This window comes from Pseudovibrio sp. W74, from assembly GCF_001623085.1.
Classification (GTDB): domain Bacteria; phylum Pseudomonadota; class Alphaproteobacteria; order Rhizobiales; family Stappiaceae; genus Pseudovibrio.
In genome coordinates, this window is sequence record NZ_LMCJ01000060.1 from 140,999 (window position 1) to 166,743 (window position 25,745).

The 25,745-nt window shown below is 51.2% G+C and carries 24 protein-coding genes; 9 read left to right on the forward strand and 15 right to left on the reverse strand.

Annotation, left to right across the window (positions count from 1 at the left end; translation table 11 throughout):
- Positions 1-118 precede the first annotated feature (118 nt).
- The 8 genes from PsW74_RS25790 to PsW74_RS25825 form a co-directional block, all read right to left on the reverse strand.
- Positions 119-673: a hypothetical protein gene (locus PsW74_RS25790; RefSeq protein ID WP_063289560.1), complete on the reverse strand. Its 555-nt coding sequence runs from the start codon at positions 671-673 to the stop codon at positions 119-121.
- Between the two features lie 6 nt (positions 674-679).
- The gene (locus PsW74_RS25795; RefSeq protein WP_057462557.1) at positions 680-1,165 is read right to left on the reverse strand and encodes a lysozyme inhibitor LprI family protein; all 486 of its coding nucleotides are present in this window, start codon (positions 1,163-1,165) and stop codon (positions 680-682) included.
- Between the two features lie 185 nt (positions 1,166-1,350).
- Positions 1,351-2,451, reverse strand: coding sequence for a branched-chain amino acid ABC transporter substrate-binding protein (locus PsW74_RS25800; RefSeq protein WP_057462558.1), 1,101 nt, complete (start codon positions 2,449-2,451; stop codon positions 1,351-1,353).
- Positions 2,452-2,656: 205 nt separating this feature from the next.
- Positions 2,657-3,016, reverse strand: coding sequence for a DUF6867 family protein (locus PsW74_RS25805; protein ID WP_057462559.1), 360 nt, complete (start codon positions 3,014-3,016; stop codon positions 2,657-2,659).
- A 12-nt stretch (positions 3,017-3,028) separates the two neighbouring features.
- Entirely contained in the window at positions 3,029-3,760 is a 732-nt protein-coding gene (locus PsW74_RS25810) for an ABC transporter ATP-binding protein (RefSeq protein WP_057462560.1), read from the reverse strand.
- Positions 3,757-4,605 (reverse strand): ABC transporter ATP-binding protein, encoded by an 849-nt coding sequence (locus tag PsW74_RS25815; RefSeq protein WP_057462561.1) that lies wholly within the window; start codon positions 4,603-4,605, stop codon positions 3,757-3,759. Before PsW74_RS25815 ends, PsW74_RS25810 begins: the two co-directional genes overlap by 4 nt.
- Positions 4,602-5,936 carry a high-affinity branched-chain amino acid ABC transporter permease LivM gene (livM, locus tag PsW74_RS25820; RefSeq protein ID WP_063289561.1) on the reverse strand — a complete coding sequence of 445 codons (1,335 nt, stop codon included), beginning with the start codon at positions 5,934-5,936 and terminating at the stop codon, positions 4,602-4,604. Before livM ends, PsW74_RS25815 begins: the two co-directional genes overlap by 4 nt.
- A complete protein-coding gene (locus tag PsW74_RS25825) occupies positions 5,936-6,871 on the reverse strand; it encodes a branched-chain amino acid ABC transporter permease LivH (RefSeq protein WP_063289562.1) in 936 nt (311 codons plus the stop codon). Before PsW74_RS25825 ends, livM begins: the two co-directional genes overlap by 1 nt.
- A 715-nt stretch (positions 6,872-7,586) precedes the next feature.
- Here PsW74_RS25825 and PsW74_RS25830 point away from each other — a divergent pair.
- Complete coding sequence (locus PsW74_RS25830) at positions 7,587-8,036, forward strand: flavin reductase (RefSeq protein WP_244271768.1); 450 nt, start codon at positions 7,587-7,589, stop codon at positions 8,034-8,036.
- 188 nt (positions 8,037-8,224) lie between these two features.
- Positions 8,225-9,247, forward strand: coding sequence for a P1 family peptidase (locus tag PsW74_RS25835; RefSeq protein ID WP_063289563.1), 1,023 nt, complete (start codon positions 8,225-8,227; stop codon positions 9,245-9,247).
- A gap of 284 nt (positions 9,248-9,531) precedes the next feature.
- Here the strand turns inward: PsW74_RS25835 and PsW74_RS25840 are convergent, their stop codons facing one another.
- The 4 genes from PsW74_RS25840 to PsW74_RS25855 form a co-directional block, all read right to left on the reverse strand.
- The gene (locus PsW74_RS25840) at positions 9,532-12,669 is read right to left on the reverse strand and encodes an efflux RND transporter permease subunit (protein ID WP_063289564.1); all 3,138 of its coding nucleotides are present in this window, start codon (positions 12,667-12,669) and stop codon (positions 9,532-9,534) included.
- A gap of 24 nt (positions 12,670-12,693) precedes the next feature.
- The gene (locus tag PsW74_RS25845; RefSeq protein WP_063289565.1) at positions 12,694-13,785 is read right to left on the reverse strand and encodes an efflux RND transporter periplasmic adaptor subunit; all 1,092 of its coding nucleotides are present in this window, start codon (positions 13,783-13,785) and stop codon (positions 12,694-12,696) included.
- Positions 13,786-13,791: 6 nt separating this feature from the next.
- Positions 13,792-14,361, reverse strand: a complete 570-nt coding sequence (locus PsW74_RS25850) for a TetR/AcrR family transcriptional regulator (RefSeq protein WP_063289566.1) — start codon at positions 14,359-14,361, stop codon at positions 13,792-13,794.
- Between the two features lie 253 nt (positions 14,362-14,614).
- On the reverse strand, positions 14,615-18,100 hold the full coding sequence (locus tag PsW74_RS25855) for an indolepyruvate ferredoxin oxidoreductase family protein (protein ID WP_063289567.1): 3,486 nt from the start codon (positions 18,098-18,100) through the stop codon (positions 14,615-14,617).
- Positions 18,101-18,255: 155 nt separating this feature from the next.
- Between PsW74_RS25855 and PsW74_RS25860 the strand changes: the two genes are divergently transcribed.
- The 3 genes from PsW74_RS25860 (at position 18,256) to rpe (ending at position 20,628) form a co-directional block, all read left to right on the forward strand.
- Entirely contained in the window at positions 18,256-18,741 is a 486-nt protein-coding gene (locus PsW74_RS25860; protein ID WP_063289568.1) for an Lrp/AsnC family transcriptional regulator, read from the forward strand.
- A gap of 130 nt (positions 18,742-18,871) precedes the next feature.
- On the forward strand, positions 18,872-19,861 hold the full coding sequence (locus PsW74_RS25865; protein ID WP_063289569.1) for a hypothetical protein: 990 nt from the start codon (positions 18,872-18,874) through the stop codon (positions 19,859-19,861).
- A 98-nt stretch (positions 19,862-19,959) separates the two neighbouring features.
- On the forward strand, positions 19,960-20,628 hold the full coding sequence (rpe, locus tag PsW74_RS25870) for a ribulose-phosphate 3-epimerase (protein ID WP_057462570.1): 669 nt from the start codon (positions 19,960-19,962) through the stop codon (positions 20,626-20,628).
- Positions 20,629-20,691: 63 nt separating this feature from the next.
- Here rpe and PsW74_RS25875 read toward each other — a convergent pair whose 3' ends face one another.
- Both PsW74_RS25875 and PsW74_RS25880 read right to left on the reverse strand, forming a co-directional pair.
- Complete coding sequence (locus tag PsW74_RS25875; RefSeq protein ID WP_063289570.1) at positions 20,692-21,459, reverse strand: aldolase/citrate lyase family protein; 768 nt, start codon at positions 21,457-21,459, stop codon at positions 20,692-20,694.
- A 167-nt stretch (positions 21,460-21,626) separates the two neighbouring features.
- On the reverse strand, positions 21,627-21,950 hold the full coding sequence (locus PsW74_RS25880) for a DUF1476 domain-containing protein (RefSeq protein ID WP_057462572.1): 324 nt from the start codon (positions 21,948-21,950) through the stop codon (positions 21,627-21,629).
- A gap of 356 nt (positions 21,951-22,306) precedes the next feature.
- On the opposite strand from PsW74_RS25880, the gene purC reads away from it, so the two are divergent.
- The 4 genes from purC (at position 22,307) to purQ (ending at position 24,380) form a co-directional block, all read left to right on the forward strand.
- Positions 22,307-23,071 carry a phosphoribosylaminoimidazolesuccinocarboxamide synthase gene (gene purC / locus PsW74_RS25885; protein WP_008548091.1) on the forward strand — a complete coding sequence of 255 codons (765 nt, stop codon included), beginning with the start codon at positions 22,307-22,309 and terminating at the stop codon, positions 23,069-23,071.
- 210 nt (positions 23,072-23,281) lie between these two features.
- The gene (gene purS / locus PsW74_RS25890) at positions 23,282-23,521 is read left to right on the forward strand and encodes a phosphoribosylformylglycinamidine synthase subunit PurS (protein ID WP_057462573.1); all 240 of its coding nucleotides are present in this window, start codon (positions 23,282-23,284) and stop codon (positions 23,519-23,521) included.
- A gap of 34 nt (positions 23,522-23,555) precedes the next feature.
- Positions 23,556-23,663: a phosphoribosylformylglycinamidine synthase-associated small membrane protein gene (locus PsW74_RS30055; protein WP_193757775.1), complete on the forward strand. Its 108-nt coding sequence runs from the start codon at positions 23,556-23,558 to the stop codon at positions 23,661-23,663.
- 45 nt (positions 23,664-23,708) lie between these two features.
- Positions 23,709-24,380: a phosphoribosylformylglycinamidine synthase subunit PurQ gene (gene purQ / locus PsW74_RS25895; protein WP_063289571.1), complete on the forward strand. Its 672-nt coding sequence runs from the start codon at positions 23,709-23,711 to the stop codon at positions 24,378-24,380.
- A 68-nt stretch (positions 24,381-24,448) separates the two neighbouring features.
- Here purQ and chrA read toward each other — a convergent pair whose 3' ends face one another.
- Positions 24,449-25,675 carry a chromate efflux transporter gene (chrA, locus tag PsW74_RS25900; RefSeq protein WP_063289572.1) on the reverse strand — a complete coding sequence of 409 codons (1,227 nt, stop codon included), beginning with the start codon at positions 25,673-25,675 and terminating at the stop codon, positions 24,449-24,451.
- Positions 25,676-25,745 lie beyond the last annotated feature (70 nt).

Here is a 25,745-nt window from a genome sequence, read left to right on the forward strand (position 1 = left end):
CCAATCCTACTCGCTTTTCTCAAAAGGGGAACCCGGTTCAAGAGTAAAGATAGGCGAAAATGAGCTTCGGTGAACGCAAGTACGCGCTAGGGGAAGTTGCACAGGACTGAAAGGCGGATCACCCTTCCTGGACAGGGCGACAAAAGGATCCGGATTCCTGGATTGCCTCAAGAGGGACCAGATTCAGCATGTACTGGTCGGCTTCCACACCTGAGTGTCCAAGCGCAACAAATTGATAGACACCATCCAGCCAGCATCCATCCTGCACAAACTCAGGCAGCTCGTAAAAGTCCAGGGAGCGCACTGCGTCCTGCGGGCCATTGTCATCAACCAGCCATTCGATAACCAGTGGTGTAGACTGCCCGGTACTGGTCTTGATCTGGGTAAGCTCCTCGCGCAAAGCAGAACAATACTGTTCATCCAGATTGCCCAGCTTCACCCTTAGATGCCCCATCAGACCATGATAGGCAGGTGGTGGAGCGGTGACACTGTAAGCAAACGGCCTCGCCTCTTCGCCGGCAGGCACGTCAACAGGCATTGCAGTCACCTCCCAACGCGGGACAGGCGTCTTGCCATCCCCTGCTTTACAAAGTGGCAGGTCAACCTGCTGGGCCGCCTCTACGGAGCCAACCCCAAAAACTGAAAAGACAATCACACATACCCATAATCTCATATGGTCCTAGTTCCCTAATGGTGTCGCAAATTCAGAAAGCTGTAGCGCCCAAAGCGCGGTTAAACGGTTGTAGCATTCCATGCCCAGTACAGGAGCAAGCGTTCCCTTTGGGTTCATGGCATACGGAATATTGCAGGTGTTGTTGCGAAAGGCCTTCCAGTTCCGACCAGCTTCAACAAGCGCGGTCTTGGTGGGCTTGTTCTCATTCCGCCTCAACTCCTTCTCAGAATTCAAAATCATCTTTTCCCAAAGGGCTGTCTCGCGCGAGTAGCATTCCCGCATACCCATGCTGGTCTGGTCCTGCAACTTCATGGCGCAATGTTCAAAGACCTTTCCAATGCACTGAACTCTGTCGTTGAACACAAGCCCCCCTTTTCGCAGGCACTCATGAAACTCCTTGATTTCTTCAGGTCGCGGCGTGTTAGGCCCTTGCGCGGCAGCAACGCCGGAAGAACAAAGAAATGCAATCAACACCAAACATCGAATGATCATTGGGCACCTTCAATAAACAAGGCGCCAGTGTACGCGCGGAACCTTAAGTCAGAAGTAGCCAATAAGAACAGAGCGCATTCAACCTTAATAGGGCTCTTCCAACCTCCCTAAACTCCAACAAAAAAGGGTCCCGGAGCATCGCCCCGGAACCCTCACAAAACCTGAATAAACTCAGGCTTTAAATCTTAGCGGTAACCGTAGGAACCGTCTTTCCACTCGTACCAAACGTAACCTGGCAGAGACACATCGCCCTTCTCGTTGAAGGACAGCTCACCAAGAACGGTGTCGAACTTGCCAGCGTTCAGCTTCTCTACAACTGCATCATAGTCGGTAGAACCAGCTTCAGCCGCAGCTTTCGCCCATGTCTGGATCGCAGCATAGGTGTAAAGTGCGTAGCCTTCAGTGGTTTTGCCAGCAGCTTCAAGAGCAGCCACAACAGCAGCAGCTTCAGCGTTGTTACGTGGGTCCGGCGGGAAGGTCATCAGTGTGCCTTCACCAGCCGGGCCAGTGATGGACCAATACTCATCAGTCACAAGAGCATCACCGGAAACCAGAATGGTGTCCATGCCCTGATCAACCATCTGACGCTTCATCAGACCAGCTTCAGTGTGGTAACCACCAACGTAAAGAACGTCGACTTTTTCAGACTTCAGCTTGGAAACCAGCGCGGTGTAATCTTTTTCACCAGCGGTATAAGCTTCATAAAGCGCTTCCTGCTTACCAGCAGCGTTCATCACAGCCTTAGTCGCGTCAGCAAGACCTTTACCGTAAGCAGTCTTGTCGTGGATCACAGCAATGTTCTGACCGCCGAACTCAGTCGCAAGCGTCGTACCGGCAACTCTGCCCTGCTGGTCATCACGACCACACACACGGTAGGTACCAGGTCCTGGACGCTCGTCAGTATACTTCGGGTTGGTGGATGCTGGAGTGATCTGGATGATACCCTCTTCAGCATATACCTGAGAAGCTGGGATGGAAGAACCGGAGCAGAAGTGACCAGCCATGAAGGCTACGTTTTTACCAACCATCTGGTTGGCAACAGCAACAGCCTGTTTAGGGTCACATGCATCATCGCCAACTTCCAAAACAAGCATCTCGCCGTTCACACCGCCAGCAGCATTGATGTCAGCAACAGCCTGTTCAGCACCAGCTTTCATCTGCGCACCAAACGATGCGTACTGACCAGTCATTGGGCCTGCAGTAGCAATAGTGATTTCAGCCATAGCCGCGCCAGAGATTGCCATAGCAGCAACACCGGCAACGCTTGCCAAAAGATACTTTTTCATAAAAAACTCCCCGAGTCAGGTGCATTTCTCAATTGAAATTGAGCGGGAAACGCAATCGTCTCCCACCAGAGCAGGCAAACCCCTCGCCTGCTCAATGCTTCCGACAATGAGACCTCTCCGTACTCATCATCTGGATGCCTAGCCAGTCACCAGTGTGACCCAGAACTGACCGAATGCGCAACAATTATCTAAGTAATTTTGCGAATTAGTAATTATCTTGCTGGCCCGGCTTCAGCTTCCAGCCAAAGGGACCTGTTTTGTCATAAAGCCAGCTGTACTGCGTCACCATCTGCTTAGTCCGTGTCATGCGATAACTCGCCAACGCAATGCCGATGAGAATGGCGTAATCCACCACCAGGTACTGAATGGAAAGCAGAGGCTCTTCAAACAGCGCAAACGACAAGAATCGCATGGCCAATGACAACAGGAAGATGAACCAGAACAGGATCGGCAAAGGCCGCCACGTGGTCGCAATAGAGCGCCCCGTCGCAGCAGCAGCCAGACCGCCTAACACAACAACCAGCATGATAAAGGCAGGCATTGAGCTGCCATAAAGAATACCCATCTCTTCGCCTCCTTAGTGCGCGCCGCCTTCAAGATAAGCTGCCTTCACCTCTTCACGAGACAAAAGCTCCTTACCAGTGCCGGTCATGGTGATTGTACCGTTGACCATCACGTAGCCCCGATGAGCCAGCTTGAGTGCGTGATACGCATTCTGCTCAACAAGGAACACGGTCAGACCATCGGCCCGGTTCAGCTCACGGATAGCATCAAAAATCTGCGACACGATGATCGGAGCAAGCCCCAGAGACGGTTCATCCAGCAACAAAAGACGCGGACGGCTCATCAAGGCACGGGCAATCGCCAGCATCTGCTGTTCACCGCCCGACAAAGTCCCGCCGCGCTGCTGCTGACGTTCTTTCAAACGCGGAAACAGCTCAAACGCACGACGCAGGTCTTCCTCAAAATGCTCATTCCCGGCAACCATACCGCCCATCATCAGGTTCTCTAAAACCGTCATGCGTGGGAAGATACGGCGACCTTCTGGTGACTGAGCAATACCGGTGCGCATAATCTCGTAGGTTGGCTTGTAGGTGATGTCCTCACCGCAATACGTCACAGACCCGTTACGAGCCTGCGGCGTGCCGCAAACGGTCATCATCAGCGTAGACTTGCCTGCACCGTTCGCACCAATCAGCGTCACGATCTCACCTTCATACACATCAAGATCAACACCATGCAGTGCCTGAATCTTGCCGTAGAAGGTTTTAACTCCGCGAATGCTCAGGAGTGGTTGTTGAGCGTTCATGCTATGCCCACCTCCTCTTCAACCTGATCGACTTCATCATCCTCAACCCCCAGATACGCCGCGATCACATGCGGATCGTTTTTGACGAACTCAGGAGAGCCATCAGAAATCTTCACGCCGTAATCCAGCACCACAACGTGGTCGGAGATTTCCATAACAACAGACATGTCGTGCTCGATCAGAACAACCGAAGTGTCATGCTCTTTGCGGATGTATTGAAGCAGATTGTTCAGCTCCAGACTTTCTTTCGGGTTCAAACCAGCAGCTGGTTCGTCCAGACAAAGAAGTTCAGGGCCGGTACACATGGCACGGGCAATCTCCAACCGGCGCTGATCGCCGTAGGAAAGATCAGCCGCAGGTGCATCCGCACGATCGATCAGATCAATGCGCTCCAGCCAGTACTTGGCAGTTTCAATCGCGTCCACATTGGACTTTTTGTAACCACCAAGCCCCAGCAGACCACCAATGGTCCAGTTGGAAGCAACCATCAGCGGATTGTGCTGTGCCACCATCAGGTTTTCCAGAATGGTCATGCCGCCAAACAGACGGATGTTCTGGAACGTACGGGCAACTTTCGCGTCCGCCGTAATTTTGAAGTCTGCCATCCGTTCCAAAAGGTGCTTTTCACCATTGGAGCGGTTCATGACAAGACGGCCTTCAGTCGGCTTATAAAAACCGGTGATGCAGTTAAACACTGTGGTTTTACCCGCACCGTTCGGCCCGATCAGCGCAGTAATGTCACCACGCCCAATGTTGAAGCTCAGGTCGTTGATCGCCGTCAATCCGCCGAAGCGCATGGTCAGGTGCTCAACCTTCAGAACAGGGTTGTTGTCCCAGGTGCTCATCCGTGGCCCTCCTGAACGAGATCGGCAGAGATGCCCTTAGCGTTTCTGGAAAGCGCCACACTTGGCGTTCTGCTTGAGATCAATCCACGCGGTTTCCAAACCATGATAACCACCATGATCATACCGAAGACAAGCATGCGGTATTCTTCAAACTCGCGGAAGAATTCAAAGCCACCGATCATCACAATCGCTGCAATCACCACGCCAATCTGTGAGCCAAGACCACCCAAAACCACAATCGCAAGAATGATCGCAGATTCAAGGAAGGTGAAACTCTCAGGAGAGATGAAGCCCTGACGCGTTGCAAAGAAGGACCCTGCAAAGCCAGCGAACATCGCACCAAGAGCAAAGGCTGTCAGTTTGGTATTCGTTGTGTTGATACCAAGAGCCCGACAAGCAATCTCATCTTCACGCAAAGCTTCCCATGCACGACCAATCGGCATCCGGCGCAAACGCATGGTCACGAAGTTCGTAAACAAGGCCATTGCGAAGATGAGGTAGTACAGGAAGATGATGCGGTGAATACTGCTGTAATCCAGCCCAAAGAAGCTCGCAAAGCCGCCTTCACCACGGGTAAATTCCAAGCCGAAGAAGCTTGGACGCGGAATTCCGGAAAGACCATCTGGTCCGCCTGTAAACTGATACCAGTTCAGCAGCACAACACGAATGATCTCACCAAACGCAAGCGTCACAATGGCAAGGTAGTCCCCTCGAAGCCTCAAAACCGGGAAACCGAGAATGACACCCCAGAACGCTGCCAGAATACCGGCAAGCGGCAGGCAGAGCCAGAAGGAGAAGCCAAAGTAATGCGCGAGCAATGCATAGGAGTAAGCTCCAACCGCATAAAACGCCACATAGCCCAGATCCAGCAATCCAGCCAAACCAACCACAATGTTCAGGCCCCAGCCCAACATCACATAGGTCATCACCAAAATAGCAAGGTCGATATATTGACGCGACCCACGGGCACCGAGCCAGAACATCAACGCAAATGGAAGCGCAACAGCCAAAACGACCAGGCCATATTTAAGCACATTAGAGGAGCCTCCTCCCAATCCACCCTTTGGCAATAGGCCAGAGAGGTTGAGAGACGGCGGGTCTTCCCGTTTCCAGAAGAAGATGTTCATGGCGAGACGGCCAGCGAACACTACGAGCACTGCAACTGCAACCGCTAACCAGCGGTGTTCCAGAAACAGCTCCGCGCCGCGGCCTGACGCCACATCAACGCGCAAACCAACCATGACACAGGCAAGGGCGAACGTAATAACCGCAGCACCCAAACTGTCTTTTACACTTGCAACAAGCAAGCTGTCTTTTTGTCTTGCTTGCATCAGACCTTCTCCACCTCAGGTTGGCCGAGAAGTCCTTCCGGCATAAAGATCAGAACAATCGCCAGGATCGAAAACGCGGCAACATCTTTGTATTCAACGGAGAAGTAGCCAGACCAGAACGTCTCGATAAGCCCGATCAGCAATCCACCCAGCATTGCACCCGGCAGCGATCCGATTCCTCCCAGAACCGCAGCGGTAAAGGCCTTCACACCAGCCAGGAAGCCGATGTAAAAATCTACCACACCGTAATACAGCAGGAACATCAGACCTGCGACCGAAGCCAGAGACGCACCCATCACAAAGGTAAGAGAGATTGTGCGGTCAACATTCACACCCAGCAAGGACGCCATCTTCCGGTCCTGCTCACAAGCACGCTGAGAGCGGCCCAGATTGGTGTTGTTGATGAGATAAGTAAAGCCACCCATCAAAATGACCGTCGTCACAACAATCAAGATCTGGATGTAAGACAGGTTTACGATAAAGCCAGAACCATCTGCACCACCATCAGTCAGCTGAAAGCTGCCGGAAAAGAGAGGTTGCAATGGCTTATTCTTGGCACCTTGAGAAACCTGCACGAAGTTCTGAAGAGCAATTGATGCACCAATTGCAGTAATCAGTGGTGCAAGACGGAATGATCCGCGCAAAGGCCGGTAGGCAATGCGCTCTACTGTCCACCCCCAAACAGCAGTCAAAGCCATGGCCACAACAAGAACGAGGGCCAGAGCCAAAATCAAAAGAAGCACCGGTGTAGCGGCTGTAATGCCAAATGCAACAATTAGAATAAGTGCAACGAAAGATCCGACCATGAAGATATCGCCATGGGCGAAGTTAATCATGCCGATAATGCCATAGACCATTGTATAGCCAATGGCGATGAGACCATAAATGGACCCCAGCGTCACACCATTGATAAGTTGTTGGAGAAAGTAATCCATGTTTTATTTTGTTCCCCGCATGAGATCAGCTTTTAGTTGCTGTCCAGTCTGAATGCCTCCGAATTCAGACCCCAAATATTTTATGGTAAGCCGACCTGTAAGTATATTACCCATACTTATAAGTCCGTATTTTGGAATTTTCCTATTCTTTATACGCGTCAGGCGCATTTTTATTTCATACAATCCAAAATCTGGACTTATTCCTACTCCCGACAATCCACTAGGACAGTCTCTGAGACCAGAGCACCACAACCCATACGTGAATTTTCCTCATCCGTAGAAAGCCTCTTCCTTATTCTGTAATATATCACAGTTGTTGTATACTGACCATATCCGGACAAAAACTGCAAGATGGTACCCAGGATTTTTTGAAGATTTCCAATTTGCCCGCGCGTGAAGACCTTGTTGGGCCTTCAATTTTCAATGAAAATTCCGGAACAGCAAAATGTGCGCCTAAAACTAGAATATAGCCTCTGTTATATTAAACAGTTTTTCGCAGTAGAACTAGCTTTTCTCAGCAAATGGCTATAACTACTCTATTTCAAATACCTGTCGTTTTTAGGCGACTGAAAAGTACTAATGAATATTGTACAGTGTGAAACACAGATCATACCTGTGGGAATATCTTGGAACGAACTGGATGACGACAGCTTTAACCATGGCGCCAACTGAAAATACGAATAAAAGTCTCGCCTCGCATGAATTTAGAGAGGCAATGAGTCGTTTAGGCGCTTCCGTTCATTTGCTGGCCAGTGCTGGCCCAGCAGGGCGCATTGGCGCAACCGTTTCATCTGTGTGTTCCGTCTCTGATGATCCCGCCACCTTGCTTGTCTGCCTCAACCGCAGCGCAAAGGTGAATCAGATCGTCAAAGACAACGGCGTGTTCTGTATCAACACACTCATTCATGATCATACAGACTTGTCGAACGTCTTCGCTGGCCAGGGCGACCTGCCAATGGAAGAGCGCTTCGCAAAAGGAAGCTGGGGCACCCTGGCAACAGGAAGTCCTGTTCTGGAAAGTGCACGTGTCAGTTTCGATTGCCATATCAAAGAAGTAACAGAAGTCGGCACCCATTCAGTTCTATTTGGTGAAGTGGTCGCTGCACGTCTGGGTGAATTTGCACCCGCTCTGATCTACCTCGACCGAAATTACCATTCAGTCTAAGGGTGTTCCCTATTCCAGTTTTCGGAATAGATTTATCTTGAAACAGGGACTTCGGACATATCTTTGCCCGAAAGGGCCTACAGATTTTCAAACCAAGATATGCATAAAGACAATTAGTTAGAGTACCCTGCGTTTTTTCATCGCTAAGGCGCTTCCTGTACGTTTTAATAATAAATTAGGGAAACACCATGTCCCCAACACCGCGCAACCTGATCACCGATGTTCCGGGATTGAAGGTCGGCAACGCTCATTGCGAAAAGACCAAATCAGGTGTCACCGTTCTCATTCCCGACGAGCAAGCCGTTGCCTCCGTCGCCATCATGGGCGGAGCCCCCGGCACACGTGACGTTGCCTTGCTGGAGCCGGAGCAAACCGTCAATGCCATTGACGCGCTCGTCTTGTCAGGCGGCTCAGCATTCGGACTGGATGCAGGCAGCGGTGCACAGGTTCGACTGGCAGAACTTGGCAAAGGTTTCAGTGTTGGCAGTGCTGTCATTCCAATTACCCCCACAGCCATTCTATTCGATCTTCTCAACGGAGGGGATAAATCGTGGGGCAGAAATCCAATCTATCGCGAAATGGGCATCGAGGCCGTCGACAATGCAGCCGACGAGTTCGAACTCGGCACTGCAGGCGCGGGCTTCGGAGCAACCACCGCTGATCTAAAAGGCGGACTGGGCTCAGCCTCCCTCGCCCTCCCCCGCGGCGGCACCGTCGGCGCGCTAATCGCCGTCAACGCACTGGGCCGCACCACCATTGGCGACACACCCTACTTCTGGGCAGCTCCAAGCGAACAGCACGAAGAATTCGGCGGATTGGGCTGGCCAACCGAAATGCCAGGCATGGACCGCACCGTGCAAACCAAGTTCACGCTCGGCACAATCGACTTATCCCCGAACACAAACACCACCATCGGTGTTGTCGCAACGGACCTGATCCTGACAAAGTCAGAAGCCAAACGCATTGCCACAGCCGCCCACGACGGCTACGCCCGCGCCCTCTGGCCAGCACACACACCAATGGACGGCGACCTGCTCTTCGTGATTTCTACCGGCAAACGAAAAATGCAGGAACCAATGGTCGAACTGCTGGAACTGGGTGCATACGCAGCTCAGACAGTCTCCCGTGCCATCGCCCGCGGAGTCTACTCAGCCTCAAAGTACCCGGGTGACACTGTACCAACTTGGAAGTGTCAACACGGATCACGGTAGATTTGAATTCCGTATTCCGCTATTTCCGTTAAGGTAAAGATCCACATAGCAACGCGAACCAACGCACAAAAACGCTAAATTGCGCAAAACAACGCAAATTCGCGCAAAGTGCCTGATCAAGTTGTTGTGGGAAGTGCCGTGAAGGCAAAAAAGATGCGTCGCCTCTGGTGTTGGGGGCAGAGGCGACGCGGGGGAGCAAAGGACGGAGTGTGCGGTAAATATACGCCGCCCCTTGCTTATCTCATGGGTCTTCCCGGTTTTAGGTAACCGGGAAGACCTTTTTCTTAAGCCGGTTCCGGCTCAGCCTTCTGATCAATGGAAGGTTTTTCTTCCAGTTTTTTCAAAGACTTCTCTGCCTTACCTTTCCCTGCACCCTCACCTGGATGGATGCGGTAGAAGATGATGAACAGCAGCGGAACAGCCAGCAATGTTAGCAGCGTCGCAAACGTCAGACCACCCATAATGGTCACAGACATACTCGCGAACATCGGATCAACAATCAGCGGAGCCATACCAAGGATCGTCGTGATCGCCGCCATAGACACCGGACGCAGACGAGAAACACTGGCATTAACAACAGCTTCAAACCGGTCTCCACCAAGCTCCAGCTGCAAATCGATCTCTTCCAGAAGCACGATCGCATTCTTGATCAACATACCTGACAGCGACAACACACCAAGGATCGCCATGAAGTCGAGCGGCATACCTGTCCCAAGCAGACCAATCACAACACCGTTGATAGACATCGGTACGATCAGCCAGATGATGAGTGGTTCCCGCACCTTAGAGAACAACAGGATGGAGATAACAATCATTACGAGGAAGGTAACAGGTACCTTACTGCCCAGCGACGCATTCGCATCCTGAGAGTTCTCGTACTCACCACCCCACTCCATGGAATACCCATCAGGAAGCGGAACACTCTCAATCGCACCCCGAATTCGAGCATGAGCAACCGACGCCAACTCATCCGGAGCACTCGCCCCAAGCACACTCAACGTCTTCACACGATCCCGACGACGGATCAAAGTATCTTCAGCTTCAGTAGAGATGCCGGAAGTCACCTGATCAATCGGCACATACTTGCGCTGCTGAGAGCTCCAAACCAGTGTGTTTATAAGGGCTTCGGACGCAGTCTCACCTTCGCCGCGCTTACGTTTCACGATGATCGGAATGTCTTCATCCAGATCACGATAGTCGCCTGCACGGATACCATCAGAGGTAAACTGAACCGCAGTAGAAAGGTCCTGTCTCGTGATGCCAGCAATACGAGCCCGCTGCTCATCAAACTTCGGATGCATCACCAGCTCACGTTCACGCCAATCGGTACGAACATCACTCAAGCGATACTGAGGATCCTTGAAGATCTGGATCATCTCTTCAGAGATAGCTCGCAGAATATCAGCATCCGGACCAGTGATACGAGCCTGAACATCAGCACCAGATGGCGGACCAAACACCAGACGCTCGGTATACACCTGTCCCTGAGGCAACTCAGCAACACCGAATGCACGGATCTTCAGTGCAAGATCATTAATGATATCAGTGTTTTCAGTCCGAACAATCACCTGACCATAGTTGGAGCTACCGTCTTGAGCTGAGTAAGTCAGCATAAAGCGGGTCGCACCCTGCCCGATGAAGGAGTTGGTCGAAACGACACCTGGCAAAGACAAGATCTCGTTTTCCAGCTTCTCCATATCACGCGCAGTCGCATGAATGTCGGTACCATGCGGCAACCAGTAGTTCACGTAGAACAGCGGCGTCGCAGAGTTCGGGAAGAAAGAGTTTGCAACAAACTGGAAGGACCAGAAGCAAACCACAGTCACACCGATCAGAGCTGCCAAAGACAACCAACGCAGTTTCAGCGTCAGCACCAGGATCTTACGGAACATGGTGTACATGAAGCCGCGGTAAGGATCATGCTCATCACCGGAGATGGCAGCCATCTTGAAGAAGTACCTACCAAACAACGGCGTAACAAGGATCGCAAACAACCAGGACATCAAGAGGGAGATGCCAACCACAGCAAACAGCGAGAACATGAACTCACCTGTACTGTCACTGGAAAGACCAATACCTGAGAACGCCATAATGCCGATAACGGTTGCACCCAGAAGTGGCCATTTGGTCTGTTCAACAACGGTCGACGCAGCTTTGATAGGCCGCATACCGCGTTGCATGTTGATCATCATCCCTTCGGCAACAACAATCGCATTGTCCACCAACATACCCATGGCGATAACAAGCGCACCAAGCGAAATACGTTCAAGCTCAATACTGCCCAGCTTCATCAGCAAGATCGTAGAAAGAACGGTCAGCAACAGAACCGAGCCAACCACCACAGCTGCACGCCAGCCCATAAAGATGCCGAGCACCACAATCACGATGGAAACAGACATCACAAGGTTCCAAACAAAGGAACCAACGGCCTGATCAACCACTTTGTGCTGTTCGTAGATAGGGATGACTTCCATGCCAATAGGCAGGTTCGCACGCAAGTCATTCAGATGCGCTTCAACGTCTTGCCCAACGGCCACAACGTTTGTGTCTTCAACAGCAGCAACACCAAGAGTAACCGCGCGCTGGCCATTATGACGAACCAAAACCTTTGGATTTTCAGGCTCTTGCACAGAAAGCGTCGCCACATCAGACAAACGAACCATCGCTGTAGAACCCGGATTACCGATCACGAGATCCTGAATACTACGGTAGCTGTCAAAGGCAGAAACTGTCGAGATACGAATGCGCAGATCACCGGAAACAGTCGTACCGTTCGCCTGAATAGCGTTTTCCGCATTCAGCACATTCTGTACGTCCGCAATGGTAATTCCCAGCTGTGCCAGACGGTCCTGATCCATCGCAATGATGATCTCGTCCTCAGGCTCACCAAGAATAGAAACCTTAGCAACATTATCGACAGTCAGCAGCTCACGACGCAGCTCTTTCACGGTCTTACGGATATCCCGGTTGGAGTATCCATCAGCCGTCAGAGCATAGTACATGCCGAACACATCACCGAAGCTGTCATAAACAATCGGAGTACGGACACCATTTGGCAGATTTGGCACTTCGTCGTTCACTTTGCGACGCAGCTCATCCCACACCTGAGGCAGCTCAGTGCCATCATAGGTGTCTTTCATTTCCACCTGAATACGGGAGAGACCCGGTTCAGAGGTACTGCGAACTTCTTTCAGCTGAGGCATCTGCTGAATGGCACTTTCCAGCCGTTCAGTAACTTCTTCTTCAACTTCCGCAGCGCTGGCACCCGGATAGGAGGTGATCACCTGCGCTTCTTTAATGGTAAATGCCGGATCTTCCAGTCGTCCAATGCCGCCCAGAGCCCAAATGCCCCCAAGCAGAGCAATCAGAACAACCATCCAGACATTGACCGGCTTCTCGATCGAGTAGCGTGCAATATCCATATCAATAACTCCTAGACGCTACTCTTACAGCTTAGGCACGATCAGCTGATTTTCGCTCAGGTGGCTCACACCAGCCGTTACGATCATCTCGCCGTCTTTCAAGCCGGAAAGCACCGGAATGAAGCTGCCAAGCACAGTTCCAAGCAAAACTTTACGACGACCAACACGCTTTTCACTTTCATCAACAACCCACACATACGGGCTCTTGTCAGGAGAAGAGCCAACTGCAGATGTCGGCACGAAGAAGGCGGTGGTCTGAGACTTATCAAGACCATTGAGCTTAACTTTTACGCTCGCAGTCATGCCAGGAATGATGTTGTAACCATCATCGTTATTCATGGCCAAAGTCACACGATAGGTCTGAGCAACCTTGTCTGCTTCCGTGCTGTGCTCACGATATTCCAATGAGAACACCTTACCCGGGTGGGAAGGGAACTCAGCAGTCATCTTTAGAACAGAAGATTCAGTCGCCTGAGCAAACAGTGTTTCAGGCACGTTGATATCGATACGAACTTCACTCACATCCTGCAACCGGGCAATGCTGGTACCAGCACTGATGATCGCATAATTATCAAGTGAACGAGAGGTCACGATTGCATCGTAAGGCGCAACAATCTTCGTATAACCAAGGTTTTGCTTGGCTTTATCAAGGGTCACTTCGGCAAGGTCAAATGCAGTCTTTGCATTGTCGTACTGACCTTCAGAGATAACCTGTTTGTCTTTCAGCGTTTCAAAGCGCTTCAGATCTTTCTTCTTTTGTTCAAAGTTGACCTGAGCTTCACGAACAGTGTTTTCGTAGTCAGTTGGGTCAAGCGCTGCAATCAGATCACCTTTTGCAATGCGCTGCCCTTCAATGATTGGCATTTCAACAAGCTGACCAGACACACGAAACGCCAGATCGACGGTCTGAACCGCATCGACACGACCAGTGAAGTTACGCGTAAAGAGATCATCAATCTCAGAAACGACCATGACACGAGCAGGACGAGGAGCAACCGTTTTCGGTGCTTCAACAACTTCCTGCTCCTGACAACTTGCAAGCAGCAGAGCAAGTGCCCCAACAAAAACAGGAGCACTCAGGCGTCCTATTCTACTTTTTCCGCTTATTTTCTGCATTTTACCTTAGTTTCCAGCTTCAGCGTTCAGTTCGGCGTACCGGTTATTCTGGGAGGTGATTTCCAACACGCGATCAATAAGTTCATCAATTTCACCAGTGCTGTTTTGTTCAATACCCAGCGCTTGGCGATAATAAAGCCCGTCTATTATGAGCAAACACATATGCCCCGTAACCGGGTCACTAACCTCACAGTTGATTGCTCTTCCAAATTCAGCACTCATCTCCTGAAATTCAACAATCAACTCAGGCTCTTGAGCAGCAAGAGCAAACAATGCTTTCGGAGCGGTCTTCTCTCTGTACTCTTTGTAGATCTGGAAGCTGGCCCGCAAAATGGGACAGGCCACTCCCTGCTCTGTCAACTTGTCGCTCAGCGTGTAAGTCCGTTCACGAACCTCAGAAACAACTCTGCGGATCACACCCAGCAACAGCTCATGCTTGCTTCGGAAATTGTAAAGCACCCCGCCTTTAGACATGCCGGCCTCAGCCGCCACGGCATCAATGGTCAGCTTACGAGTTCCTTCAATGCAAACCAGACGCTCGACTGCATCCAGAATATGTTCAGCTGTTGTTTCCACGCTGGTATCCCTCTCCTCTAATCGGAGCCTGTACCGTCTGGTCGGTTTCTGTACCGTCCAGTCGGTTTTTGTACCGTCCGGTCGGTTTTAGAGGAAGACCTAAAAAAAGACAAGTTCGAATTTTGAGAAAATTGAGATAGCTGCCCGTAGGAGAACGCATATCAAGAATGAAATCACGTAACTGTGATTTGAAACACAAAATGCCGACCCTTGTCAGGGCCGGCATCCTTTGTTTTCCGCCAATAACGAAGGCTTATTCAGCAGCTTCTTTAAAGGTGACCGTTGTCGGGTCTTCCTCAAGTCTGCCAAGCAGCTCCTCACGTCTGAGTTGTGCAAGCTTCAGATTCTCGTCCTTGATAGGGCCATACCCGCGAATAGAATCAGGCAAGTTGAGAAACTCGCGAAGCAATCCATAGTTCGCTGTACCGAGTTTTCCGCCAACCAATGAGAGATCATCCCGGTACTGCTTCACCAAAGCCCGCTCTTCTTTACGCTCCCGCGCATATCCAAACGGATCGAGTGCAGTGCCTCGCAAACCACGAAGAGACACAAGCATCTCAAAAGCCTTGAAGATCCAAGGACCAAAGGCCCGCTTTTGCGGACGACCCGTCTTTGGATCCGGCTTACCGGGCAGGAATGGAGGAGCCAGCATCAACTGCAACTCACCTGGGTCTGCAAACTGAGCCTCAAGATTCTTGCGGAACTCTGGCTCACTATAAAGGCGCGCAACTTCGTACTCGTCTTTATAAGCCATCACCTTGTAAAGCATCTCAACTGCGGTGTGCGTCACCTCAAGAGAGCCCGGACCAAACTCTTCATCCCGCGCCCTGATCTCGGAGATCTTGTCGAGATATTTATTGGCGTAGGACTTATTCTGGTAAGTGGTAAGCTCTTTCGCGAAGAAGGCGATCTTCTCATCCAGCGTCATCACCTTCACAGCTTCCTGACGTGGAAGAGCTGCAAAAATTGCATCAGGATTGGAGTAAAGAACACGCCCTGCATGGAATGCATTGATGTTCTTCTCAACCGCTGCGCCATTCAATGAGATCGCATTCTCAATGGCTTGTGCTGAGATCGGCAGAGTACCAGCCTGATAAGACAATCCGATGAGCATCATGTTGGTGTAAATCGCATCACCCAACAGCTTCTCAGCAATGTTCGCCAGATCATGAGCTCTCAGATCAAGCGTCCCCTGCTCCAGCGTCCGCTTCATCTTATGTTCATCAAAGGAAAGCTGCTGCTTCATCACAAACTCAGAAGTCGGCGTGACGTTTGTATTCACAAAGCCATGCGTTCTGCTCTTATGATAGAGAGAAAGCTGCTCAGCCTTACTTGCAACCAGCATATCACTTGCAATCAGCACATCCAGCTGTGCAGGCGGCACACGTGGCCCTTCAATTGTGTCACTCGCCGCAGCAAAGCGCACGTGGGAGGTCACAGGTCCGCCCTTTTGAGCAAGGCCAGTCATGTCGAGCGTAGATGCTTTGATCCCGTCAATATGCGCTGCCATCGCGATAATCGCAGAAATGGTCGTAACGCCCATACCGCCAATACCAGCCACCAGCAGGTTGCGAGTATTCTCTAAAGAAGGCAATTGAACGTCTGGCAGCTGCTTTACAAACTCATCAAGAGCAAAATCAGCAGGCTTCGCCTGACGCAGTTTCGAACCCTTCACATAAACAAAGGATGGGCAGAACCCCTTCACGCAAGAGAAGTCCTTGTTGCAGGAAGACTGATTGATCCGACGCTTTTCACCAAACACCGTCTCAACAGGCTCAACAGAAAGACAGTTGGACTGGACAGAACAATCACCGCAACCTTCACAGACACGGTCATTGATGAACAAACGCAGATCCGGATCAGGGTATAACCCCCTCTTCCGGCGACGGCGTTTTTCAGCAGCACAGGTCTGATCAAATACGATTGCAGAAACACCTTTGAACTCTTTAAGTTGGTTCTGCACGGTCATCAGATCATCTCGGTGATGAACAGGCTCGGTAACGGCAAGATCTTGACGGCCAGAGTAGTCCTCCGGGGTCTCGCTGAGCAGAACAACCTTCTCAACCCCCTCAGCATGAAGCTGGTTGAGGAGCTGTGGCACAGTCAAAGATCCATCAATCTCCTGACCACCCGTCATCGCAACAGCGTCATTGTAAAGGATCTTGAAGGTGATCGGCACACGAGCAGCAACAGCTTGGCGGATCGACAGAATACCGGAGTGGAAATAAGTTCCATCTCCCATATTGGCAAACACATGCTCATCACGCGCAAAGTTCGCCTGTCCGACCCATAAAGAGCCTTCACCACCCATGGCAATCTGGCCATCAGTGGTCCGGCCATTAATCTCGGTCATGGCATGACAGCCAATACCCGGCATCGAGCGAGACCCTTCAGGCACCACGGTCGACGTATTGTGCGGACAACCAGAGCAGAAGTAAGGGGAACGCGCTGCAAGTTCGCCGTTTCCCTGAGCCCACATCTGCTGACGCATCATGGAATCAGCAACAGAACGCATCTCGTCATTGACGTATTCCTGAGGCAGGAAATTCATGATCACACGGATCATCTCATCGATGGAAAGCTCCAGAACATCAGAGAGCAGAGGCTCTCCCTGCGCATCTTTCTTACCCAGAATCTTCGGCTGCTGATCACTCGGCCAGTTGTAAGCAATTTCTTTGATTTGTGGCTCGATGAACGCACGCTTGTGCTCAACAACCAGAATCTTTTCGACACCGCGCGCAAAGCTTGAAAATGCTGTTGGCTCAAGCGGATAAGGCATACCAACCTTATACACCGCCAGCCCGATCTCCTTGGCCCGTTGATCTGTGATTCCCATCAGACGAAGAGCCTGACACAAATCACGGAATGCTTTGCCTGTCGCAATCATACCGATACGCGGCTTTTGCGCACCATAGGCAACATGGTCGAGACGATTCGCCTTTGCATACGCCAGAACCGCCGGCATGCGGATGTCACGCAGTAGACGTTCTGTCTCCAACCGATTACCGAGCAAGAGCACACGATTCAGCTCAGCATTCTTGCGCGGATCAAACGCAGCAGGGCGTGAGAATGACATACGCCTTGGATCAACAGAAACAACACCAGATGCATCCATCGTATCTGCAAGGCAAATCAATGCGCTCCACAGACCGGTGTAACGGGACATCTCAAACCCATGTAAGCCGAAATCCAGAACTTCCTGAATGTCAGCCGGGTTGAGAACCGGAATTTCTGCATGCTGGAAAAAAAACTCGCTTTGAGCGGGCAAAATGGAAGATTTTGCCAGATGGTCATCGCCCGCAAGTGCCACAACTCCGCCATTTGGGTCGGTTCCAGAAGCACTTGCCTGATGCAGCACATCACCTGCTCTATCAACACCTGGCGCCTTCCCGTACCAGATACCGTAGACGCCATCAAAGGCTGAGCCCTTGCCGTGCTGTCTGACTTTTTGCGATCCCCACACTGCTGTGGCGCCCAGTTCTTCATTCACTCCCGGCTGAAACTGAATATCCAGCGGATCGAGATATTGACGTGATCTTTGAAGCTCCGTGTCGTAACCAGCAATTGGAGAACCACGGTATCCTGAGATAAAACCGCCTGTTTTCAATCCCTTAGCACGATCTAATCGACCGCGATCCAACGCCAGTCGTACCAGTGCCTGAATACCATTTAGGTAAACATTGCCTGTTTCAGCTGTGTATTTGTCGTGCAAGCTGATCGGTGGCACACTTACGTTCATTCAATGAGCTCCTCTCCCATCATGGCTGTGGACGGTCCCCCCCGCCAAAACCAATTCTTTCGTCCTAGCCCATAGTGATCCTTTTTTTGCGTGCTTTCTGTGCTATCCTACCGACAAATACGTACTCAGTCGAAAAATTATTCCTAAGAGGGCACATGAGCGAAAATTCCTTATTGGACCCATCCGACATCCGAGTTCTGCGGATTCTGCAAAAAGATGCATCCCAATCCATCGCAGATATCGCCAAAGAAGCCGGTATGAGCCAAACTCCGTGCTGGAGGCGAATTAAGAAACTCAAGGAGTCTGGTGTCATCAAACAGACAGCTGCGCTGGTTGATCGCGAAGCCGTCGGGCTTGGCTTTCTCGCATATGCCTTTGTTAAGCTCACTGTACCCAGCCGCGAGAACATGGAAACATTCGACAGGCTAATTGGAGTATGGCCCGAAGTTGTTACATGCGAACGCATCACTGGCGCAGTGGACTATCTCATCAAAGTAGTTGCCACAGATATAAAGTCTTATGACGATTTCCTTCGTTTGAAACTTCTGGACAACGCTCTTGTCTCAGATGTTCAGTCACGCATTGTAGTTTCGACAATTAAGGAAACAGTTGCGTTACCTCTTAAAGAGTTTGCCAGCTAACGTTTCCAGACCAGCCTAATCGCAGTTAGTTTACGCGTAGTCGCTGAAATACTGAAATGTTTGCTCAAACTCGACTGATATGGTTTAGTCGCGCGATCTCTTGCACTTAAGTTTTCGCGTGGACTAAACATTGCTCTCCCCTAAATTCGTTTTAAGCGGCCTGAAGCCGATCAATACACTCCTGCGTTTTTTGGGGCGAAATGGCACCAATGCAGTCGCGATCTCTGTCTTTCTCGGCCTTTTGCTGCCCGGCATTGCTGAAGCGCTGCGCATTCTTTTAACACCCGCAATCTTTATTCTGCTGACATTGAGCTTCATTCGCGTAGACAACGCAGCCATTGCCAATCAGCTCAGACGTCCATTGCCAGCGTTTGCGGCGATGCTCTGGCAAATGCTCATTCTCCCTCTGCTCGCAACAGTGACCTGCCTCATCATCGGGCTGGATCAGATCGACTTGGGAGTACTGACAGCCTTGTTCATGGTGTCTGCCGCACCGCCCGTTATGTCCACACCAATCTTTATCTGGATGTTTGGTCTGAACGGAGCGCTTGCCCTCACCATTTCCACTCTGTCATTGATCATCGCACCTCTCAGCACGGCTTTGTTCGCCTATCTGTTGCTACCAGAAACCCTTCAGGTCTCCCCTTTGTCTCTGGCGACCAATCTGGCCATGTTCCTGATAGGCTCCGCGGGATTGGGACGACTGCTTTATTATTTGCTTGGCGCAAAACGGATCAACCAGGCCACAGACCACATCAACGGCCTAAACTGTATTGTGCTGTTTATCTTTGCCGTCGCAGCGATGGATGGTGTGACTGGTTTTGCAATAACCGCACCGTTCAAAGCCACAGCCTTGTTTGTAGGTGTCTTTGCAATTGCAGCCCTTCAGTTGCTTGTAACCTTTCTGATCTTTTACCCTGCAGGACGGCAAACTGCCTTCATAGCCGCCTACGGCACCGGAAGCCGCAATCTGGGCCTGATGGTTGCTGCATTGGGAGGCACAATTCCAGAGCTCGCATGGCTGTTCTTTGCCTTTGCCCAATTCCCAATCTACTTACTTCCATGGATCCTTAAGCCTGCTGCGATACATATCCGTGAAGCAGAAGCAACAATCCCCTGAGCGCCGTGCGGGAAGCTGCGCTGTTCGCACCACTTGCTTCTCATGTGTGTCCATGTTAGCCGCACAGCAAATTGGGCACATCTAGGAGAATCCCTGCTATGGCACAGCCGCTCGTTATCGCCCCTTCCGTCCTTGCATCAGACTTTTCTAAGCTGGGGCAAGAAGTTCGTGATGTTGTTGAAGCTGGAGCCGACTGGATCCATCTGGATGTCATGGATGGCCACTTCGTTCCAAACATCACCTTTGGCCCGGACGTCATTGCAAAACTCCGCCCTCACACTGACAAGGTCTTTGACGCGCACCTCATGATCGAGCCATGTGATCCGTACCTTGAAGCCTTCGCAAAAGCTGGCTCGGACTACATCACAGTTCACGCAGAAGCGACCACCCACCTGCACCGCTCTTTGCAGGCAATCCGCAATCTGGGTAAAAAAGCAGGTGTTTCTCTAAACCCTGGCACACACGAAAGCTGCCTTGAATACGTCTTGGATAGCGTCGACCTGATCCTTGTCATGACCGTGAACCCTGGCTTCGGTGGGCAAAAATTTATCCACTCTCAAATCGAGAAGGTTGCCCGCATCAAAAGCATGATCGGCGATCGCCCAATCCGCATCCAGATTGATGGCGGGGTCACCCCTGAGACAGCCCCATTGGTCACCAAGGCTGGTGCTGACACACTGGTCGCAGGCTCAGCAGTCTTCAAGGGCGGCACTGTAGAGAGCTACCGCGAAAACATCGCAGCAATCCGCGCAGCTACTCAGGTCTGATATCTGGTCCTGAAATGCAAAAGGCCGCCCCTGAGGCGGCCTTTTTTTGTAGACGTAGTGGCTTTAATCCAATGAACTCGCAGCTTCCGCAGCTGCATTGATAAACAAATTCGAATCCGTCCCAAACGTCATAAACTGATAACCAGCAGCCTTTGAGTGCTGAAGATGCCCCTTGGAAACACAATAGATCCCGGCAATCTTACCAGCCGCACGGGTTTTCTCCGCAATGTCTTTCTGCATCTCCAGAGAAGCGTCAGAAACAGGTTCCACACGTTTGCCGCCAGAAACAGTCAATGACAGGTCAGCAGGCCCGACAAAAATGCCATCTAAACCATCAACAGCCAGAATGTCTTCAAGCGCTTCATAGGCCTCTGGCGTCTCAATCATAGCAATTGCGAGCGTCTTTTCATCAGCCGAAGCGAAGTAGTCATCCATGGAAACACCGGTTGCCATGGTTGCGCCAACAGCACCATAGCTACGCGCGCCCAACGGCGGGTACTTGCAGAACTCCACCAGCTTCTTTGCATCATCCACTGAGTTGATCATCGGCGCGATAATCACTTCAGCGCCCACATCCAACAACCAGCTGGCATTCTTAAAGTCATCAACACAGATTCGTGCAACAGCATGCCCACCACCATTAATGATCTCTTTGATAGAATCACGTGCTTCAGCCGTGGTTAGCAGACCATGTTGCAAATCCAGCGTGATTGCTTGGTAGCCGCCTCTTAAAAACAGATCAGAAAATATTGGAGAAGGCAGGCTTGCCCACGCGCTCACAATGGTTTGCCCTGCTCTCAACTTCTCTGCCAGACACTTATTCTCAGTCATTCAATGCCTCATCTGATTAAGCACAGGCACCATCAACCACGCAGCACCAGCTCTAAAACAAAACTATCATTCAAACAAAAAAGCCGTCTCCCTGAAAATAATCAAGGGAAGACGGCAAATTCTCTAGTTTAAGGGCTCTCTTGGTGAGCCTGCTTAAGGAGTGCAGCTTATGCTTCCTCAGCAACTTCCTTTTTCGCAACAGCCATCAGCTCTTCCATAGTGCGGCGAATCTGGTGTTCAGACTGCTCAACACTTGCATCTGCAAAATCTTTGGAAATACGAGCAAAAATGTCTTCGTCGCCTGGCTCTTTAAGATCAGTTTGGACGATCTTGTTGGCGTAATCTTCTGCGATGTCTCCGGCCAAACCAAGCTTCTCAGCAGCCCACTGGCCCAGCAGCTTATCGCGCCGTGCAGTAGCCTTGAAAGCAAGCTCAGAACCCATTGCGAAACTGCCTTCAAACGCATCAGCTCGTTTGTCAAACGTGCTCATCTATTCCCTCCTAGCTCAGACAATGTAAAAAGGTCCCTCCCCTCTTACAAGCCACGCTATAACTTACGTAATTCATTGTACGCAACTTCTATTTGCAGGTCAAAAGCCATTAGTTGTAGTCAGCAGCAATTCAGAGAGCGTTGACGCCATTCAAATTACCCATTTGTGCTTTATCAAAAAGTCGGTTAAGTTCCGCGCCGCATAGCGGGATCGCGATTTTCGCAATGACGAAAGATGCGAAAACCAGTGCTGGAGGGTCATTCGCAGCATTTTTGCTCGAATGTTTTGCAAGGCAAGTGGTTTAAGCCTCAACGTCACCCGTACGACTTGTTCTACAAACGCAATGGTAAGTGCCTATGAACCGCCGTCGGCGAATTTACGAAGGCAAGGCTAAGATTCTCTATGAGGGTCCTGAGCCGGGAACGCTGATTCAGCACTTCAAAGATGATGCTACAGCCTTCAACAACGAAAAGCATGAAGTCGTTGATGGAAAGGGTGTCCTGAACAACCGGATCTCTGAGTACATTTTCAACAATCTGAATAACATGGGCATTCCAACCCATTTTATTCGTCGGTTGAACATGCGCGAACAGCTGATCCGTCAGGTGGAAATCATCCCGATCGAGGTCGTTATCCGCAACGTTGCAGCAGGTTCTCTGTGCAAACGCCTGGGATTGGAAGAAGGTACTCAGCTTCCACGCTCCATTATCGAGTTCTACTACAAGAACGACGAACTTGGAGATCCGCTGGTTTCTGAAGAACACATCACCGCTTTTGGTTGGGCCGCTCCTCAGGAGCTTGATGACATCATGGCACTCGCCATCCGCATCAACGATTTCCTGTCCGGTCTGTTCATGAGCGTCGGTATTCGCCTCGTTGACTTCAAGATCGAACTTGGACGACAGATCGAAGGCGACATGATGCGTATCGTCCTTGCGGACGAGATCTCTCCAGACAGCTGTCGCTTGTGGGACACTTCCACAAACGACAAGATGGATAAGGACCGGTTCCGCCAGAACATGGGCGGTATGGTTGAAGCCTATCAGGAAGTAGCCCGCAGGCTTGGTATCCTGATCGACAACGACCGCCCGGGACATTCTGGACCAGTACTAGTCAAATAATCAATGAACGGGCCCCTGCGGCCCGTTTTGCATTTTTGGGGCAAGCAAACCACCGCACGGGTATTGAACTATCTCACTACCTGCACTCATTTTCACTTCCCCAGTACAGATTCCCGCGTTATGAACGCGCGCAAAGAACGGATTTTCGCGGCAGGCGCAATGCAAACCGCTTGAATCTCTCATTTTGGTAAGGAAGGACCAGTTAGAACCATGAAGGCACGTGTGACCGTCACTCTTAAGAACGGTGTTCTCGATCCCCAGGGCAAAGCAATCGAAGGCTCCCTTGGTTCTCTTGGTTTTGAAGGCGTTGAAGGCATCCGCCAGGGTAAAGTGTTTGACCTTGAATTGGCGGATCGCACCGATGCTCAGGCAAAAGCTGACATTGAAGCCATGTGCGAACAGCTACTGGCAAACACCGTCATCGAAAATTACTCGATAGAGCTTCTCTGAAGTAACCGATAGCAGAATCTGCGAGGGCATAAACGTGCAAGACGATACAGGCCGGATCATCCGGTTCATGGTTATCAAAGCGATCATCTTTATTGGCTTGCCCGCTGCCCTCTCTGTTCTTGCGGTGTTTTTACTTCTGTAAAATCTCGTCTGTAACAAGCGGCCCTCCATCCAAGAGGAAACATTCATGAAATCCGCAGTGATCCTATTCCCCGGTTCCAACCGGGATCGCGATATGATCAAAGCGCTGGAGCAGATCTCCGGCCAGCCTGTTGCCACGGTATGGCATACTGAAACTGAGTTGCCGGACGCAGACCTTTACGTTCTGCCAGGCGGCTTCTCCTACGGCGATTACCTTCGCTCAGGTGCGATTGCAGCACGCTCCCACATCATGCCAGCCCTCAAAGCTGCAGCAGATCAGGGACGTCACGTTCTCGGCGTATGTAACGGTTTCCAGATGCTAACTGAGGCAGGCCTGTTGCCAGGTGCGTTGATGCGCAATGCATCCCTCCACTTCGTGTGTAAGGAAGTTGTGCTGGAGACCACCAGCACCAACAGCGCTTTCACATCGCATATGGAAAAAGGCAAAGTCTGGCGCTGTCCGGTGGCACACCATGACGGTAACTACTTTACTGATGCAGAAACCCTGAAAGAACTCGAAGGCGAAGGCCGCGTCGCATTCCGCTATGCTGACGGGACTAACCCAAACGGTTCTCTCAACGACATTGCGGGCATCACCAGTGCCAAAGGCAACGTTCTCGGCATGATGCCTCACCCTGAAAATCTCATCGAAGATCTTCATGGTGGCCTCGAAGGCCGTGCTTTGTTTGAAAGCGTGATGCAAAGCCTCGCTGCTTAATCAGCAAAGACAACAAGTTCTAAGACCCGGGATGCGCAGCACTCCGGGTTTTTTATTGTCTGAAGGTTTTAAATGAACGCAAAGCCGATCCCGGTCAGGCCAAGAAGTACCACGACCACCCATGGCGGCGATTTGAAAGAAACCAGCAGAACAAATCCGCAAAGCGCAGCTGCAAAATCTTTCGCCTCTAAAATCGCACTGGTCCAGACAGGCGCATATAAGGCCGCTCCAAGAACACCAACAACAGCCGCATTTGCACCAGCCATGATGCCACGTGCAGAAGGTGTCTGACGCAGCACGGCCCAGTAAGGCAGACCGGCAATTAATAACAACGCCCCGGGCAGGAAGATACCCAGCAACGCGATGCTCGCCCCAATCCACGCCGCATAGCCTGTCTGCATTTCAGCGCCCAGATATCCGGCAAATGTAAACAAAGGCCCCGGCACTGCTTGCGTTGCGCCATATCCGGCAAGGAAAGAGCTCTCACTTACCAGTCCTTTGCCAACCACCTCAGCTTCCAGCAGTGGTAACACCACATGCCCTCCACCAAACACAAGTGAACCGGAATGGTAGAAGCTGGCAAACACCCCCAGCAACGGATCAACAATAACATCACTCAGAACGGGCAGACCAAAAAGCAGCACAGCAAATAGAATGGCAGAAAGAAGACCAATCCTCCGCCTTGGGGCAAAAAGAACCTCATGCACGTCGGCTTTGGGCTCTGAGCGGCAAAACAAAAAGCCTCCCAGACCACCAGCCACAATCGCCGCGATCTGCCCTCCGGCACCACCGAAGGCAACAACAAGAACCACGGCCAGTACAGCAAGCCCGGCTCTGAGTTGATCCGCACAAAAGTTGCGAGCCATTCCCCAGACAGCCTGAGCAACAACAGCAACCGCCACCAGCTTGAGGCCATGAATCAGCCCCACACCGACGGGGCCTTCAAAAGCGCTCGCCCAATAGGCAAATCCAAAGAGCAGCAAGGCTGACGGAGCTGTAAAGGCGAAGAAGGCAGCCAAAGCTCCCAGCGGCCCCGCCCGCATAAGTCCAAGCCCAAACCCAACCTGACTGCTGGCTGGTCCCGGTAGGAACTGACACAACGCAACCAAATCACCATAGGCTTCTTCAGAAAGCCACTTCCGGCGCTTTACGATCTCCTCGCGAAAATAACCCAGATGAGCGATCGGCCCACCAAACGAGGTTAAGCCCAGCTTCAGGAAGGCAAAAAAGACTTCCGATACATGACCTTTGACAGGTTCATCCGTCAGATTAATTGGGCGTTCTGTAAAACTCATGGACAGCTCATTTGTATTCTCAAAAGAAAGCAGAGGTGTGACATTAGGACAAACACGCAGAGTGCATGTA